The organism is Azospirillum brasilense (assembly GCF_005222205.1).
GTDB lineage: Bacteria > Pseudomonadota > Alphaproteobacteria > Azospirillales > Azospirillaceae > Azospirillum > Azospirillum brasilense_G.
This window is the reverse complement of the sequence record NZ_CP032347.1, coordinates 603,917-618,843: the sequence shown is the minus strand read 5'-3', so window position 1 is coordinate 618,843 and position 14,927 is coordinate 603,917. Positions and strand designations below refer to the sequence as shown.

Genomic DNA, 14,927 nt, shown 5'->3' with positions numbered 1-14,927 from the left:
CGCCGCATGACCATCACGCGCAAAATCCACGGCGTTCCGGTGCAGTGGGAAACCCTGCCGGCGCTGGTTGCCGCCCGCGCGGCGCAGCATGGCGACGCGCCCCGGCTGACCGTCGCCGGGCGGGCGATGAGCTATCGCGAGCTGGACGGGGAGTCCAGCCGCGTGGCCGCCAACTTGCACCGGCTGGGGGTGCGCCGGGGCGACCGGGTCGCCTGCTTCCTGCGCAACGCGCCGGAGCATCTGCTGACCTGGGTCGCCGCCGGCAAGCTGGGGGCGATCTGGGTGCCGTTGAACGCCGGTCTGGTGGGGGAGGATCTCGTCCACACCCTGACCAACGCCACGCCCGCCGTCCTGGTGGTGGACGGCGAGTTGGCGGAGCGGGTCGAGGCGGTCGCGGACCGGCTGCCCCGCATGCGCGTCTACGCGGTGGACGACGGCGAGGGGAGGGGAGGCGGTCGCTTTCCGCCCTTCGCCGAGCTTCTGGAGCCGGGGCATCCGCTGCCGGTGGTGGCGGTGTCCGGCGGCGATCCCGCGGTCATCATCTACACCGGCGGCACCACCGGCCTGCCCAAGGGTGCCCTGCTACCGCATTTTGCCTGGATCGCGGCGGGGATGCGCTACGTCGAGGCGTTCGAGACGCGGCCGGACGACGTCCATTACTCGATCCTGACGCTGTTCCACGTCGGCGGGCTGATGCTCGGCGTGATGGGGCCGATGGTCGCCGACATCCCCACGGTGATCGACCGACGTTTCAGCGGCAGCAACTTCTGGGCACGGGCGCGGGAGAGCGGGGCGACCATCGTCGATCTCATCGGCACCATGATCACCGTGCTGACCGAACAGTCGGAGAGCGCGGCCGACCGGGACCACCGGGTGCGCGTCTCGCTGGGGGTGACGGGCCAGATCCCGCCCGCCGTGGCCGACCGTTTCGTCGAACGGTTCGGCATCGGCTTCGTCAACGTCTATTCGCTGACCGAGACCGGCGGCGTGCTGATCGTCAACAACCGGATGGACTCGCCCAAGCCGCGCGCCAACGGCCTGACCCACGGCTGGGCGGAGGTGACCATCCTGGACGAGGACGATCAGCCGGTGCCGCCGGGCGTCACCGGCCAGATCGCCCTGCGCCCCCGCTACCCGCACATCTTCATGTCGGGCTATTTCAACGCGCCGGAGCGCACGCTGGAGTGCTTGTCGAATCTGTGGCTGCACACCGGCGATCTTGGTCATCTGGACACGGACGGCTATCTGCACTTCACCGGCCGTCAGGCCCATTGGCTGCGCCGGCGCGGTGAGAACGTTTCGGCCTATGAGGTGGAAAGCGTGCTCAGCCAGTGTCCCGGCGTGCGCGAGGTCGTCGTGGTCGGCACGCCGTCCGAGAAGGGCGAGGAGGAGGTGAAGGCCTTCGTCATCCGCGAACCGGGCAGCGGAGTCGAGCCCGCCGCGATCGCCACGTGGTGCGAGGGCCGCATGGCCGCCTTCAAGATCCCCCGCTTCATCGCCTTCGTGGAGAGCTTCCCCCGCTCCGTGACGAAGCGCGAAGTGGAACGTCACAAGCTGCGCGCGCTGCCGAACGACGGAATCTGGGACCGCGAGGCGATGCCCTCGGGATGATGCCCCGTCTCCAACAAGGGCCGACGTTGCAGCGGAGCCGTCTAAACCATCGTCGCCGTCTAAACCATCGTCTAGGTGCATCCTACCGAAATGTTGCGGAGGTTTATCTCTGTCTAATGGTGCGCGGCGGGGGGCCGCGTCTAACCTCTGTCCGAGCGTAGGCGGCGGTCCGCCGGCATCCCGACGGAGACACCCATGGCCCCGGACCATCAGAGCAATCTCCATCTGCGTTACATCCCCCTGCCGCAGGGGCCGGAGGTGCTGGTGCTCCGGTCCCCCCGCGGAACGGCCGGGGTCGCGCGGGTGCGCTGCCTGGGCGGGGGCATCGGCCGCTTTCGCCGCCCCGTGCATGAGGACGCCTTCCTGGTCAGCCACCATCTGTCGAACTTCCATTCCGACATCCGGGTCGATGGTGTGCCGGTGGAGAAGCCGGGCGACATCGCCGGTCTGACCTCCATCCACGATTACCGGCGCACCATCGACTGCCACATGCATTCGGCCTTCGACGCGCTGACCTTCCATCTGCCCCGTTCGTTGCTGGAAAGCGTCCGCCCGGACGGCCGCGGCGGCCGGCTGGACGATCTGGCGATCGAACCCAGCCGTCCGTTGAGGGATCCCACCGTCGCCGCGCTGGCGTCGGCCATGCTGCCGGCGCTGACCCGCCCGGAGCGGATGAGCCTGCTGTTCCACGACCATCTGTGCTCGGCGCTGGCGACCCATCTCGTCACCGCCTATGGGCGGATGAGCGAGGGCGGGCGTGGCGGAACGCTGGCCTCCTGGCAGGAACGGCGGGTGAAGGACATCATCGCCGCCAACCTCCACGGGGAGATCCGGCTGGCCGACCTCGCCGCCGAATGCCGGCTGTCGGTGGGCCATTTCGTCCGCGCCTTCCGGCGCACCGCCAACACGACGCCCCATCAATGGCTGCTGCAGCAGCGGGTCGAACAGGCCAAGACGCTGATGCGCGAAAGGTCCCGGACGCTCGCCGACGTGGCGCTGGCCTGCGGCTTCGCCGACCAGAGCCATTTCACCCGGACCTTCAGCCGCCTCGTCGGTGTCCCGCCACGCCATTGGCGGCGGGACCAAGCGGCTTCCACAATGGCGACGGCCTTATCCCTTTGCCTGCCGGCGAAGGCGCCGGGTGTTGGTGAGGATGTCGATGCCCAGCGCGGACGCCAGGGCGACGGCGCCGCATAGGAAGACCGCGGCGTAGCTCCCCCCGCTGTGGGCGAACAGCGAGGAGTAGCCATAGCCGCCCAGCGCCTGGAACAGCGCGAAGGCGGTGGTGGCGCGGCTCCAGGCCGCGCGCTGCTCCGACGGGCTGCGCGGCAGCAGCTCATGGATGCGGCCCAGCACCAGGGGAACCACGCCCGGAGTCAGGGCGCCGATGACCACCGTCGCGATCCCGACCACCAGCGGATGGCCGCTGATCGCCAGGGCGGCGACGGCGACCGCCTGGAGCAGCAGCGCGATGCGGTAGGCCGCCGCGTAGCCGATCCGGTCGGCCAGCGATCCGACGGCCACCGGTCCGGCCACCGACGCCGCTCCGTAGAGGACCCAGCAGAGGGCGCCGACGTCCGGGCCGTGATTCAGGCCGCGTGCGACATAGTCGACCAGCAGCAGCATGACCGGCACCAACCCCAGCGCGTTCAGCGCGTACGCGGCGTAGAGCGCGCGGAGAGCGCGTCCTTCGTGCCGCGGGGCGTGGTCCACCGGCGCGGCGGGGACGGCCTGCGGCGGGGCCGACGGCGGCCAGCCGAACCAGGAGAGGGCGGTCAGCAGCAGCGACACCCCGCCCAGCCCCAGCCATGTCTCGTGCAACCCCAGCCGCAGCAGGGCCGGCACGGCGGTTCCGGAGGCCGCGATCCCCAGACCGATGCCGAGGAAGATCATGCCGCTGACGAAACCGCGCCGCGCGGCCGGGACATGGGGCAGGATGCTGGTCGCGACCAGCACCATGATGGCGCCTCCGGCCAGGCCCGAGACGAAGCGCCAGCCGAAGAACCAGCCGATCGACAGCGGATAGGCGCAGGCGATGAAGGCGAGGGAAGCCGTCAGCATCAGCACCCGCAGCAGCGCGCGGTTCGGCAGCCGGCTGGCCAGCGGCCGGCCGAGCAGGGCGCCCGCCAGATAGCCGGCGAAGTTCGCCGCGCCAAGCGTCACCGCGTCGGCGGCGGAGAACCAATGCGCCTCGATCAGCGACGGGACCAGCGGCGTGTAGGCGAAGCGGGCCAGCCCGACGGCGACGAGGCTTCCCGACATGCCGGCGAGCGTCGCCATCCAGGCGGCGCCGTCAAGGCGGTCCATGGCCGCGTTTGCGGATGTCCTGTTCATGGGCGTGAGTCCCTGTTGCGGCTCCGCCGCGGCGGGCCGCCCGTTGACCGGGAGGAAATGGAAAGGGGGGGCCGGCGCGGCGGGTCGGGTGTCCGGCTCAGGAGTCCGGCATCGGCGGCAGTCCCAGGCTGGCCAGGGCGGCGCGCGCCGCTCCTTCCAGCAGGTCGCGTTCGGGGCGGACGCGGGCCAGGACGCGGATGCCCAACAGGCAGGAGAAGAGCAGGCGGGCCGCGTCGTCGTCGGGAATGCCGGCCGGGATCGCGCCGCTCCGCCGCCCCTTGACGAGGCAGCGGCGGAAGAAGTCCTCGATGGTCGACAATTCCGCGTTCAGGAAGTCGCGCATGTCGGGATCGTCCGGTGCGACCTCCAGCGCGGAGTTCACCAGCAGGCAGCCGCGCCGGCAGCCGTCGCCGAGCGACCGCTCGATGCTTTCCCGCAGGAAGCCGGAAATGGCGACGGCCGGCGACGCCGCCGCCTCGTGCCGGGCGATGCGGGCGCGCAGCGAGCCGTCCAGGTAATGCTCCAGGGCGCGGCGGAACAGCGCCCGCTTGTCGCCGAAGGCGTTGTGCACGCTGGCGAGCGTCATGCGCATGCTGTCCGCCAGCTCGCGGGTGGAGGTCGCTTCGTACCCCTGGGTCCAGAAGCGGTCCACCGCCGCGTCCAGCACCGCCGTCTCATCGAACTTCCGCGGCCGCGCCATGAGTCCCGCCTTCCGAGCCGGTGTTTTAGATCATATGATCCAAAATACGCCCGGTGGCGTGATGGTCAAGGTCTTTGCCGTCGTACGAACGCAGGCCTGCCCTGCGCCGCCGCTAAAGCGAACTTCCGTTCGCTTTAGACTCACATCGCCTCACTTGCCGGCGGGCTTCGGCCGCATGTGCGGCCGGGACCGCCGTCGCGGTCCAAAGCGAATTGCAATCCGCTTTAATGGGCCGCCGCTGGTGGGCCGCCGCCGGGCCGCTAGTCCAGGGGTTTCAGTTCGCCCAGCAGGGTCGGCAGCAGTTCGGCCACCGTGGGGTGGATGTGGACGGCGCGTTGCAGGGTGGGGTAGGGCGCCTTGGCGTACATCATGTCGAGCACGCCGTGGATGGCCTCGTCGCCGCCGGGGCCGAGGATGGCGGCGCCCAGGATCTCGCGGCTGTCGGCATCGACGACGATCCGCATGAAGCCCTGCGTCTCGCCCTTCTCGACCGCGCGCCCGACGCGCGTCATCGGCCGCATCCCGACCAGCGCGCGCCGGCCGGAGCGGCGGACCGCCTCGTCGGTCATGCCGACGCGGGCGAGCGGCGGGTCGGTGTAGAGCGCGTAGGCCTGGATGCGGTGGTCCACGCGGCGCGGGTCGCCGTCGAGCAGGTTCGCCGCGACGATCTCGAAGTCGTTGTAGGCGGTGTGGGTGAAGGCGCCGCGCCCGTTGCAGTCGCCCATCGCCCAGATGCCCGGCACGGTGGTGCGCAGCGTCGCGTCCACGGTGATGTAGCCGCGGGCATCGGTCGCCACCCCGGCCCGGTCGAGCCCGAGGTCGTCGGTGTTGGGCACGCGCCCCACCGCCAGCAGCGCGTGGCTCCCCACCACCGACGGCGCGCCGGAGGCGCAGGTCACGCCCACCTCCACGCCGTCGTCGTGGGGGGCGAAGCGGATGCAGTCGGCCGACAGGCGGACCGTCACCCCTTCCGCCTCCAGCAGGTCGCGGATCGCCGCGGAAACGTCGGGGTCCTCGCGCGCGATCAGCCGGTCGCCCTTCTCCACGACGGTCACCTCGGCGCCGAAGCGGCGGTACATCTGCGCGAATTCCAGGCCGATGTAGCTGCCGCCGACCACCACGAGATGCCGCGGCACCTGGTCCAGGTCGAGGATCGTGCCGCTGGTCAGGATGCCGACGTCGCGCACCCCCGGCATGTCCGGCACCGCGGCGCGGGCGCCGACGTTGATGAAGATGCGCTCCGCCGTCAGCAGTTCGTCGCCGACGCGCACGCTGTTGGGGGATTCGAAGCGGGCATGGCCCTGCAGCACCCGGCAGTTGGGCATGCCGCGCAGCCAGCGCTCGACATTCTGGCGCGACCGGCCGGAGACGGCGTCCTTGCGCGCCTTGACCCTGGCCATGTCCACGCGCACAGCTCCGTCCAGCATCACGCCATACTCGGCGGCCCTCTGCGCCATCCGGGCCACGCGGGCGCTGGCGACCAGCGTCTTGGTCGGGGTGCAGCCGGTGTTCACGCAGGTGCCGCCGAATTGCTTGCGTTCGACGACCGCGACGGTCATGCCGGCGGCGGTGAGGCGCCCGGCGAGCGGCGGCCCGGCTTGGCCGGCTCCGATGATAATGGCGTCGACCATGGCGCGCTCCTGCAGCCGGCCCCGGGAGTGATGGACCGTCGCCGGCGGGCTGCCGGCGACGGTCGGATCCCGAGAAAACTTAAGTGTGGCCGGCGGCCGGTCAAGATCGGGCAACCGGTCGGCGGAGTCGCCCTTGGCGGCGGAATGCCGCTACCATGGGCGCCGAGGGAGAGGGGCCGATCCATGGAACTCAGTGTCGATCATCTGACGGAAGCCGGTTCCGGCAGCCGCGTCCTGGACAGCGACGGGGAAAGCCGTCTGCTGCGCGTGACGCGGCCGGACCAGCCCTTTCCCATCCTCGCCCGTATGGCGGTCGCAAATTCGGACGATCCGGCCGGACGCGTCGGCGCCACGCTCGACCGGTTGCGGCGCGAACACGCCTTGTCCCGCCGGCTCGATCCCGCCTGGGCGGTCAAGCCGCTCGACCTGCTGCAGCATGGCCATGTCCCGGTCCTGACCCTCGCCGATCCGGGTGGACAGCCGCTCTCGGTGTTGCCGGTGCCGGCGATGCCCTTCCGCCAGCGGCTCGCGCTGGCGCTCCGCATCGCCGAGGCGGTTGCGCAGTTCCAGCGCCGCGGCCTGCTGCACGGCGATCTGCGGCCGTTCAACCTGCTGGTCGACGATGACGGCGCGGTGCGCCTGACCGGCTTCGGCCGGGCCTGCGCCGTGCCGGTGCCGCCGGACCACGCCGCCGGGCGGCCGGACGCGCTGCTGCCCTATATGGCGCCCGAACAGTCGGGGCGGACAGGCCGGCCGGTCGACCAGCGCAGCGACCTCTACGCGCTCGGCGTCACGCTCTACGAGCTGTTCACCGGCGCGCTTCCCTTCGCCGCGTGCGATCCCATGGAATGGGTGCACAGCCATCTCGCGCGGGCGCCGATCCCGCCAGCCCAGCACGCGCCCGACCTGCCCCGGGCCATCGCCGACCTGCTGCTGCGGCTGCTGGCCAAGATGGCGCAGGACCGCTACCAGACCGCCGACGGCCTCGTCCGCGACCTCGCCCACGCGCTGCGGCTTTGGGACATGGAGGGCCGCATCCCCGCCTTTCCGGTCGGCCGGCGCGACGCGCCGGAAGGGCTGGTCCCGCCGCCGGGCCTCTATGGGCGGGACGAGCCGACGGCCGCCCTCGAGGCCGCCTTCGAGCGGGTCGCCGCCCGCGGCCGGATGGGCATCGTCCTGGTCGACGGCCGGTCGGGCGTTGGCAAGTCGGCGGTCGTCGGGGCGCTGGAGGAGCGTGTCGTGCCGCCGCAAGGCCTGTTCGCCGGCGGCAAGATCGACCAGGGCGAGCGCGACCTTCCCTACGCCGGCTTGGCGGAGGCCTTTCGCGGGCTGATCAGCCGCATCCTGGCGCTGCCGGCGCCGCATCGCGACCACTGGCGCCGCGCCCTGGCGGAGGCGGTGGGCGAGGGCGGGGCGCTGATGACCGCGCTGATCCCGAATCTCGCCCTGCTGATCGGCGCGCAGCCCGCCGTCCCGCCCCTGCCGCCGCGGGAGGCCCAGAACCGCTTTGACCTGCTGTTCCGGCGCGTGCTGCAGGTCTTCGCCCGCCCCGACCATCCGCTGGTCCTGTTCCTCGACGACTTGCAATGGCTGGACGGCGCGACCCTGGACCTGCTCGACCGGCTGGTCGCCGACGGGGGCGTGGGCCATCTGCTGCTGGTCGGCGCCTACCGGAGCGACGAGGTCGGCGACGGCCACCCCCTGCAGGCTCTGAAGCGCCGGATTCAGGCGGCCGGTGATGCGATCGATTGCGAGCGGATCGCGCTGGGGCCGCTGCCCCCCGACGAGCTGCGCCGCATGATCGCCGACAGCCTGGACCGCCAGCCCGAGGAGGTCGCGGCGCTCGCCGCCCGGCTGCAGGAGCGGACCGGCGGCAACGCCTTTTTCGCGGTCCAGCTGCTGACCGCGCTGGAGCGCTCCGGCCATCTGTGGTTCGACCGCGACGCCCGGCGCTGGGACTGGGACCTGACGGCGGTGGAGCGGGGGGCGGGGGGCGCCGGCATCGCCACGCTGATGAGCGAGCGGCTGGGCCGCTTCCCGGCGCCGGCGCGCGACCTGCTGTTCCGCCATGCCGCGCTCGGCGCCGCCGTCCGGCTGTCGACCCTGGCCCTCGCCGCCGGCCTGACGGAGGAGGAGACCGCGCGACGACTGGAGCCGGTGCTGGCCGAGGGGCTGATCCTGCGCGCCGGGGACGGAGTCCGCTTCCTCCATGACCGGGTGCAGGAGGGCGCATACGCCCTGGTGCCGGAGGAGGCGCGCGGCGCGCTCCACCTCGCCATCGCCCGCGCGCTGCACCGCGGCTTCGCGGCCGACCTGACGGGGGAGCGGCTGTTCGCTCTGGTCGACCAGTACGACCGTTGCCTTCCCCTGATCCGGGACTCACGGGAGCGGGAGGAGGTGGCGGCGCTCCATCTCGCCGCCGGCCATCAGGCCAAGGCCGCCAGCGCCCACGGTTCGGCGCTGGCCCACGCGCGGGGCGGCCTGCGCCTGCTGGCGGACGGCGGGGACGGGCGGCTGTCCTTCGCGCTGGAGCATCTCCTGGCCGAATGCGAGTTCCTCAGCGGCGAGCTGCAACAGGCGGAGCGGCGGCTGCTCGCCCTCGCCGGACGGGCCGAGCGCCCGGCGGATCGCGCGGCGATCACGGCGCTGCTCGTCACCGTCTTCACCGCGGTCGACCGCAGCGACCGCGCCATCGAATCCTGCCTGGCCTATCTGCGGGGGGTCGGGATCGATTGGCACGCCCACCCGCCCGCCGCCCTGGTTCACGAGGAGTATGAGCGGCTGCGGGCGGCCATCGGCGGCCGCCCCATCGCGTCGCTGGCGTCGCTGAGCGCCGACCCCGACCCCGACAGCCGGGCGACGCTGGACGTGCTGGCCGCCGCCCTGCCGCCCGCCTTCTTCAGCGACCGCAACCTCGTCTGCCTGATCCTCTGCCGGATGGCCAATCTGACCCTCCGAAACGGGGGGAGCGACGCGTCCGCCCTGGGCTTCGCCTATCTCGGCATGATGGCCGGCCCGTATTTCGGCGACTACGCCGCCGGCTACGAGTTCGGCCGCCTCGGCTACGATCTGGCGGAGCGGCAGGGGCCGACGCGCTACCGGGCGCGGGTGCTGATGACCTTCGCCTATCACGTCGTCCCGTGGACCCGCGACATCCGCAGCGAGCGTGCCTTGCTGCTCCGCGCCTTCGAGGAGGCGCGTGAGGCCGGCGACGTCACCTACGGCGGCTTCACCAGCGTCACGCTCGTCACCAGCATGCTGGCGTCGGGCGATCCGCTGGCGACGGTCCAGCGCACGGCCGAGGCGCGCCTCGCCTATGTCCGGCAGGTGAGGTTCGGGCTCTGCGCCGACATCCTGACCACCCAGCTGCAACTGCTGCGCGCCCTGCGCGGCCAGACCGAGGGGATCGACGTCTTCGATGGGCAAGGCTTCGACAACGCCGCCTTCGAGGCGCGGCTGCTCGCCAACCCCAGCCTGGACATCGCCACCTGCTGGCACTGGATACGCACCCTCCAGCTCCGCTGCATCGCCGGGGAGATGACGGCGGCGGTCGAGGCGGCGGAGCGGGCGGAAGGGCTGCTGTGGACCACGTCCGGCCATTGGGAGATGGCCGAGTTCCACGTCCACGCCGCTCTGGCCCGGGCCGGGGCGATGGACGACGCCCCGCCGGACCAGCGCGCCCGCCACGCCGCGGCGCTCGACCGGCATCTCGGCCAACTGCGCGATTGGGCGGTCCACGGCCCCGACAGCTTCGACGCCCGCCTCGCCCTGGTCGAGGCGGAGGCGGCGCGGACCCAGGGGCGGACGGAGGACGCGATGCGCGGCTACGACCGGGCGGTCCAGGCGGCCCGGCGCAACGCCCTGCCGCATGTCGAGGCGCTGGCCCATGAACGCGCCGCCGGCCATTACCGCCGGCTGGGGGTGGCGACGCTGGAGCGCGCCTGCATCCGCGACGCGGCCGAGGCCTACACGCGCTGGGGCGCCACCGCCAAGGTGCGGCAGCTCGCCCGGCGCTATCCCTCCCTCGCCCTGGACGCGGTCGAACCAGCCCTGCCGGAGGCCCCGCGCGGCTTCGATGGCATCGATCCGGCGGCGCTCCTCGGGACGCTGCGCGCGGTCTCCGAGCAGGCGGGCGTGGAGCAGCTCACCGCCACCCTGCTGACCCTGGTCCTGGAGCATGCCGGCGCCAGCCGCGGCCTGCTGATCCTCGCCCGCGGCGATGGGCTGCGGGTGGAGGCGGAGGCGACGACCGGGCTCTATGGCGTGTCGGTCCGGCTGGTCCGCGAGGACGCCGAGCGCATCCCGCTGCCCCACGCCATCGTCCACGGCGCGATCCGCGACCAGGAGGTGGTGATCGTCGACGACACCCGGGCGTCCGGCCCCTTCTCCGCCGATCCCTATGTGCGCCAGACGGAGGCGCGCTCCATCCTGTGCATGCCGCTGCTCCGCCGCCGCCGCGTCGTCGGGCTGCTGCATCTGGAGAACGCGCTGGCCACCCACGCCTTCACGCCGCAGCGGGTCAACGTCCTGACGCTGCTCGGCGCCCAGGCCGCGGCGGCGCTGGAGACCGCGACGCTGGACGAGAAGGAGGCTCTGCTGAAGGAGATCCATCACCGGGTGAAGAACAACCTTCAGCTCGTCACCAGCCTTCTCAACCTGCAGGCCCGCCGCATCGAGGACGAGGCGGTCGCCGCCCTGTTCGCCGACAGCCGCGACCGCGTGCGTTCGATGGCGCTGGTGCACGAGAACCTCTACCGCCTCGGCAACTTCGCGCGCGTGCCGATGCGCGAGCATCTGGAATCGGTGTGCGCCCATCTGCTGCGCGCCTATGCCCGGCAGGCCGGCGCGGTGCGGCTGGAAACCGCCATGGACGACCTGCAGCTCGACCTCGACCGCGCGGTGCCCTGCGGCCTGATCGTCAACGAGCTGGTCTCCAACGCCCTGAAGCACGCCTTTCCCGGGGGACGGGGCGGGGTGCTGGGCGTGGTCCTGGCGGTGGACGGGCGGGAATGCCGGCTGACCGTCCGCGACGACGGCGTGGGCTTGCCCGGTGGTTATGATCCCGATAGGATGGACACGCTCGGTTTCCAGCTGATCGCGGACTTGGTCGCCCAGTTGCACGGTTCTTTGGAATACAACCCCAGCACAGGAACAGAATTCGTCGTTGCTTTTCCCTTGAAGGGGCGCAATCGGGGACATGAATGATCGCGGCTCGTATCCTGATCGTTGAAGACGACCGTATCGTCGCGCGCGATATTCAGCATCAGGTTTCCCGAATGGGGCATGTCGTGGTCGGCCTGTCGGCCAGCGGCGAGGAGGCGGTGCGGCTGGCCGGCAGCCATCAGCCCGATCTGGTCCTGATGGACATCCGTCTGGACGGGGAGATGGACGGGATCGAGGCGGCGCGCCGGATCCGCGAGGCGCATCGCATCCCCGTCGTCTTCCTCACCGCCTACGCCAACGACGAGGTCGTGGAGCGGGCCAGCCGGACGGAGCCCTTCGGCTATCTGCTGAAGCCTCTCGAAGAGCCGCAGATGCGCACGGTCATCCAGATGGCGCTCTACAAGCAGGCCAGCGACGCCAAGCTGCGGCTGAGCGAACGGCGCTACGCCGCCACGCTCGCGAGCATCCGCGACGGGGTGATCCTGTGCGACCGCGACGGGCGCGTCGAATTCATGAACCGGGTGGCGGAGACGATGACCGGCTGGACGGCGGCGGACGCGGCCGGGCGTCCGCTGACCTCCGTCTTCGTCGCCGTGGACGAGGAAACGCAGGAGCCGCAGGAGGATTTCTCCGCCCTCGTCCGGCGCAGCGGCGCGCACGCCCCGCCGGACCGGCTGTCCCGCCTGCTGCCCCGCGGCGAGACGGCTCCGGCCCCGTCCGAGATGCCCGGAATCGTGGTGGAGGAGCGCTGTTCCGCCATCATCGATGACCGCGGCGAGGTGGCCGGCTCCATCCTGGTGTTCAGCGACCTGACGCAGCGCCGTCGCATCGCCGAGGCCTTGCGCAAGGCGCAGGCGGACCTCGCCCATGCCGGCCGCCTGACCATGATGGGGGAGCTGGCCGCCGCCGTCGCGCATGAGGTCAACCAGCCCCTGATGGCGATCATCACCAACGCCGGCACCTGCCTCCAGCACCTGTCGCAACCGGACCCCGACCTTGGCAAGACCCGCGCCGTGGCGGAGCGGATTGTGCGCGACGCCCAGCGCGCCGGCGATGTGGTCCGCAGCATTCATGCGCTGGCGCGGCGGGCCCCGGCCGATCCTGGATGGGTCGACATGAACGCCCTGGTCACCGAGACGCTGGCGCTGGTGCGGGCCGAGCTGCGCCGGGCCAGGGTCGCGGTGGAAACCGATCTCCAGGCGGTCCCGCCCTGGGTCCATGGCGACCGGGTGCAGCTTCAGCAACTCATCCTCAATCTGGTGATGAACGCCATCGAAGCGATGGCCGCCTCCGACCGGCCGCCGCGGCGCCTGCGCGTCGTCACCGCCAGCGGCGACGGCGGGGTCGGCGTCCGTGTCGAGGACAGCGGACCGGGCATCGCGGATGCCGATCCGGATGTCCTCTTCCGCGCCTTGTACACCACCAAGCCCGGCGGCCTGGGCATGGGGCTTTCGATCAGCCGGTCCATCGTGGAGTTGCATGGCGGGCGGCTGTCCGCGATGGCGGGAACGCCGTGCGGGAGCGTGTTCGAATTCGTGATCCCGGTATCGCTCGGAGGGACGTGATGGGGAGCAAGGTCGCCGAGGCGACGGTGACCGTGGTGGTCATCGACGACGATGAAGCCGTCCGGGAAGCGCTGGAAGGGCTGCTCGATTCCGTGGGGCTGCCGGTGAGGAGCTTCGGATCGGTGCAGCAGTACCTCGACCGCAAACCGGCCATCGATGTCGGCTGCATGGTGCTGGACGTGCGGCTGCCGGGGCGCAGCGGCCTGGATTTTCAGGCGGAGCTGGCGCGCTGCGGCGACAGTCTTCCGGTGATCTTCATCACCGGGCACGGCGACGTTCCGATGTCGGTCCGCGCGATGAAGGCGGGCGCTTTCGAATTCCTCACCAAGCCGGTCCACCACCAGCACTTGCTGGACGCCATCCACGCCGCCATCGCCCGGCATGGCGCGTGGCGCGACCAGGAACGCAGCCTCGTCGACCAGCGCGCCCGCTTCGACACGCTGACCATGCGCGAGCGCGAGGTCACGATGATGGTGGTGTCCGGCCTGCGCAACAAGCAGATCGCCGGTGACCTGGACCTCAGCGAGGCGACGGTGAAGCTGCACCGCGGTCAGGCGATGCGCAAGATGGGAGTGCGGTCGGTGGTCGATCTGGTGCGCATCGTCGACAGTCTGGTGCCTGACCACGCCCCGTGACGGCGCCGGCCCGAGCGCACCGGATTCGAACGGGGGCGCGGTGCCCGAAGGCAGCCGGGCATCGCGGTTTCCGGGCGTCCGATCGCGAGGGCCGGCTCAGCTTCGGATGAAGGCCAGCAACTCCTCGTTCACGATGTCCTTGTGGGTGGTGCACAGGCCGTGCGGGGCGCCGGCGACGATTTTCAGCGTGCCCTTGGGCAGCATGGCCGCAGCGGCCTTGCCGGTGGTGGCGAGCGGAACGATCTGGTCGTCGTCGCCGTGCAGGACCAGCGTCGGCACGATCATCTTCTTCAGATCGTCGCGCTGGTCGGTTTCGGAGAAGGCCTTGACGCACTCGTACTCGGCCAGCAGCCCGCCCATCATCCCCTGCATCCAGAAGCTGTCGATCACGCCCTGCGACGCCTTGGCGCCGGGACGGTTGTAGCCGTAGAAGGGGATCGTCAGATCCTTGAAGAACTGCGAGCGGTCGGCCTTCACGCCGGCGCGGATGCCGTCGAACACCTCCATCGGCACGCCGTCCGGGTTCCAGGCGGTCTTCACCATGATGGGCGTGATGGCGCCGATCAGCGCCGCCTTGGCGACGCGCGACACGCCGTGGCGGCCGATGTAGCGCGCGACCTCGCCACCACCGGTGGAATGGCCGACATGGACGGCGTTCTTCAGGTCCAGCGCCTCGGTGACCGCGGCCAGATCGTCGGCGTAATGGTCGAGGTCGTTGCCGAAGCCCGGCTGCGACGACCGGCCATGGCCGCGGCGGTCATGGGCGATGGTGCGATAGCCGTGCTGGGCCAGGAACATCATCTGGTCCTCGAAGGCGTCGCCGGTCAGGGGCCAGCCGTGGCTGAACACGACGGGCTGTCCGGTTTGCGGACCCCACTGCTTGACGTGGATATGAACGCCGTCCTTGGTGGTGACGTGGCTGCCCTGGAGCATGGGTCCCATTCCTTCGGTCAGGTGTTTGGTGTCGGTTTGCGGGCCGGCCGCTGCGGCCGGGGCGGCGAGCCCGCACAGCAGGCCGCCCCCGGCGACGGCGAAACAGGCGGTGCCGGACAGGATCGTCCGGCGCGACGGATGGAAAGTCTCGATGGTCATGCGATGTCCGGTCAGGGCCGCTCCGGTCGGCTGGACCGGTCGCGGTCGTCGTGATGGCTGGAGGGTAGCGGAAGCGCTGCGGGCTTGATTGTCGCTTCGGAACGGATTTTGTCGGTTCTGAACATCCCGCAGGCCGATGGAGGAAATGATCCCCGTCCGCCGGTCGGTCGTCGGTGGAGCCCGAGTCGCCGCCTCC

The 14,927-nt window shown here is 71.3% G+C and carries 9 protein-coding genes; 5 read left to right on the top strand and 4 right to left on the bottom strand.

All coding sequences use genetic code 11. The features are described 5' to 3' along the window. Positions 1 to 6: 6 nt before the first annotated feature. Positions 7 to 1,611 carry an AMP-binding protein gene (locus D3869_RS24840; RefSeq protein WP_247895958.1) on the top strand — a complete coding sequence of 535 codons (1,605 nt, stop codon included), beginning with the start codon at positions 7 to 9 and terminating at the stop codon, positions 1,609 to 1,611. 195 nt (positions 1,612 to 1,806) lie between these two features. Next, entirely contained in the window at positions 1,807 to 2,808 is a 1,002-nt protein-coding gene (locus D3869_RS24835) for a helix-turn-helix transcriptional regulator (RefSeq protein ID WP_137142432.1), read from the top strand. Here the strand turns inward: D3869_RS24835 and D3869_RS24830 are convergent. The 3 genes from D3869_RS24830 to D3869_RS24820 form a co-directional block, all read right to left on the bottom strand. Next, a complete protein-coding gene (locus D3869_RS24830; protein WP_137142431.1) occupies positions 2,722 to 3,945 on the bottom strand; it encodes a YbfB/YjiJ family MFS transporter in 1,224 nt (407 codons plus the stop codon). The two genes, D3869_RS24835 and D3869_RS24830, sit on opposite strands and share 87 nt — an antisense overlap. Before the next feature lie 97 nt (positions 3,946 to 4,042). Further along, positions 4,043 to 4,645: a TetR/AcrR family transcriptional regulator gene (locus D3869_RS24825; RefSeq protein ID WP_137142430.1), complete on the bottom strand. Its 603-nt coding sequence runs from the start codon at positions 4,643 to 4,645 to the stop codon at positions 4,043 to 4,045. Positions 4,646 to 4,905: 260 nt separating this feature from the next. Then, positions 4,906 to 6,276: an FAD-containing oxidoreductase gene (locus D3869_RS24820; RefSeq protein ID WP_137142429.1), complete on the bottom strand. Its 1,371-nt coding sequence runs from the start codon at positions 6,274 to 6,276 to the stop codon at positions 4,906 to 4,908. 183 nt (positions 6,277 to 6,459) lie between these two features. On the opposite strand from D3869_RS24820, the gene D3869_RS34535 reads away from it, so the two are divergent. The 3 genes from D3869_RS34535 to D3869_RS24805 are packed head-to-tail and all read left to right on the top strand — an operon-like array spanning position 6,460 to position 13,639. Further along, on the top strand, positions 6,460 to 11,481 hold the full coding sequence (locus D3869_RS34535; protein ID WP_137142428.1) for an AAA family ATPase: 5,022 nt from the start codon (positions 6,460 to 6,462) through the stop codon (positions 11,479 to 11,481). Further along, positions 11,478 to 13,004, top strand: a complete 1,527-nt coding sequence (locus D3869_RS24810; protein WP_137142427.1) for a response regulator — start codon at positions 11,478 to 11,480, stop codon at positions 13,002 to 13,004. The genes D3869_RS34535 and D3869_RS24810 overlap by 4 nt, the downstream gene beginning before the upstream one ends. Next, positions 13,004 to 13,639 carry a response regulator transcription factor gene (locus D3869_RS24805; protein ID WP_137142426.1) on the top strand — a complete coding sequence of 212 codons (636 nt, stop codon included), beginning with the start codon at positions 13,004 to 13,006 and terminating at the stop codon, positions 13,637 to 13,639. The genes D3869_RS24810 and D3869_RS24805 overlap by 1 nt, the downstream gene beginning before the upstream one ends. A 96-nt stretch (positions 13,640 to 13,735) precedes the next feature. On the opposite strand, the gene D3869_RS24800 is transcribed toward D3869_RS24805, so the two are convergent. Continuing rightward, the gene (locus tag D3869_RS24800; protein ID WP_137142425.1) at positions 13,736 to 14,731 is read right to left on the bottom strand and encodes an alpha/beta fold hydrolase; all 996 of its coding nucleotides are present in this window, start codon (positions 14,729 to 14,731) and stop codon (positions 13,736 to 13,738) included. Positions 14,732 to 14,927 lie beyond the last annotated feature (196 nt).

Coding starts and splice junctions, on each gene's coding strand:
- D3869_RS24840 (WP_247895958.1), top strand. CDS start 7: ATGACCATCACGCGCAAAATCCACGGCGTTCCGGTGCAGTGGGAAACC.
- D3869_RS24835 (WP_137142432.1), top strand. CDS start 1,807: ATGGCCCCGGACCATCAGAGCAATCTCCATCTGCGTTACATCCCCCTG.
- D3869_RS24830 (WP_137142431.1), bottom strand. CDS start 3,945: ATGAACAGGACATCCGCAAACGCGGCCATGGACCGCCTTGACGGCGCC.
- D3869_RS24825 (WP_137142430.1), bottom strand. CDS start 4,645: ATGGCGCGGCCGCGGAAGTTCGATGAGACGGCGGTGCTGGACGCGGCG.
- D3869_RS24820 (WP_137142429.1), bottom strand. CDS start 6,276: ATGGTCGACGCCATTATCATCGGAGCCGGCCAAGCCGGGCCGCCGCTC.
- D3869_RS34535 (WP_137142428.1), top strand. CDS start 6,460: ATGGAACTCAGTGTCGATCATCTGACGGAAGCCGGTTCCGGCAGCCGC.
- D3869_RS24810 (WP_137142427.1), top strand. CDS start 11,478: ATGATCGCGGCTCGTATCCTGATCGTTGAAGACGACCGTATCGTCGCG.
- D3869_RS24805 (WP_137142426.1), top strand. CDS start 13,004: ATGGGGAGCAAGGTCGCCGAGGCGACGGTGACCGTGGTGGTCATCGAC.
- D3869_RS24800 (WP_137142425.1), bottom strand. CDS start 14,731: ATGACCATCGAGACTTTCCATCCGTCGCGCCGGACGATCCTGTCCGGC.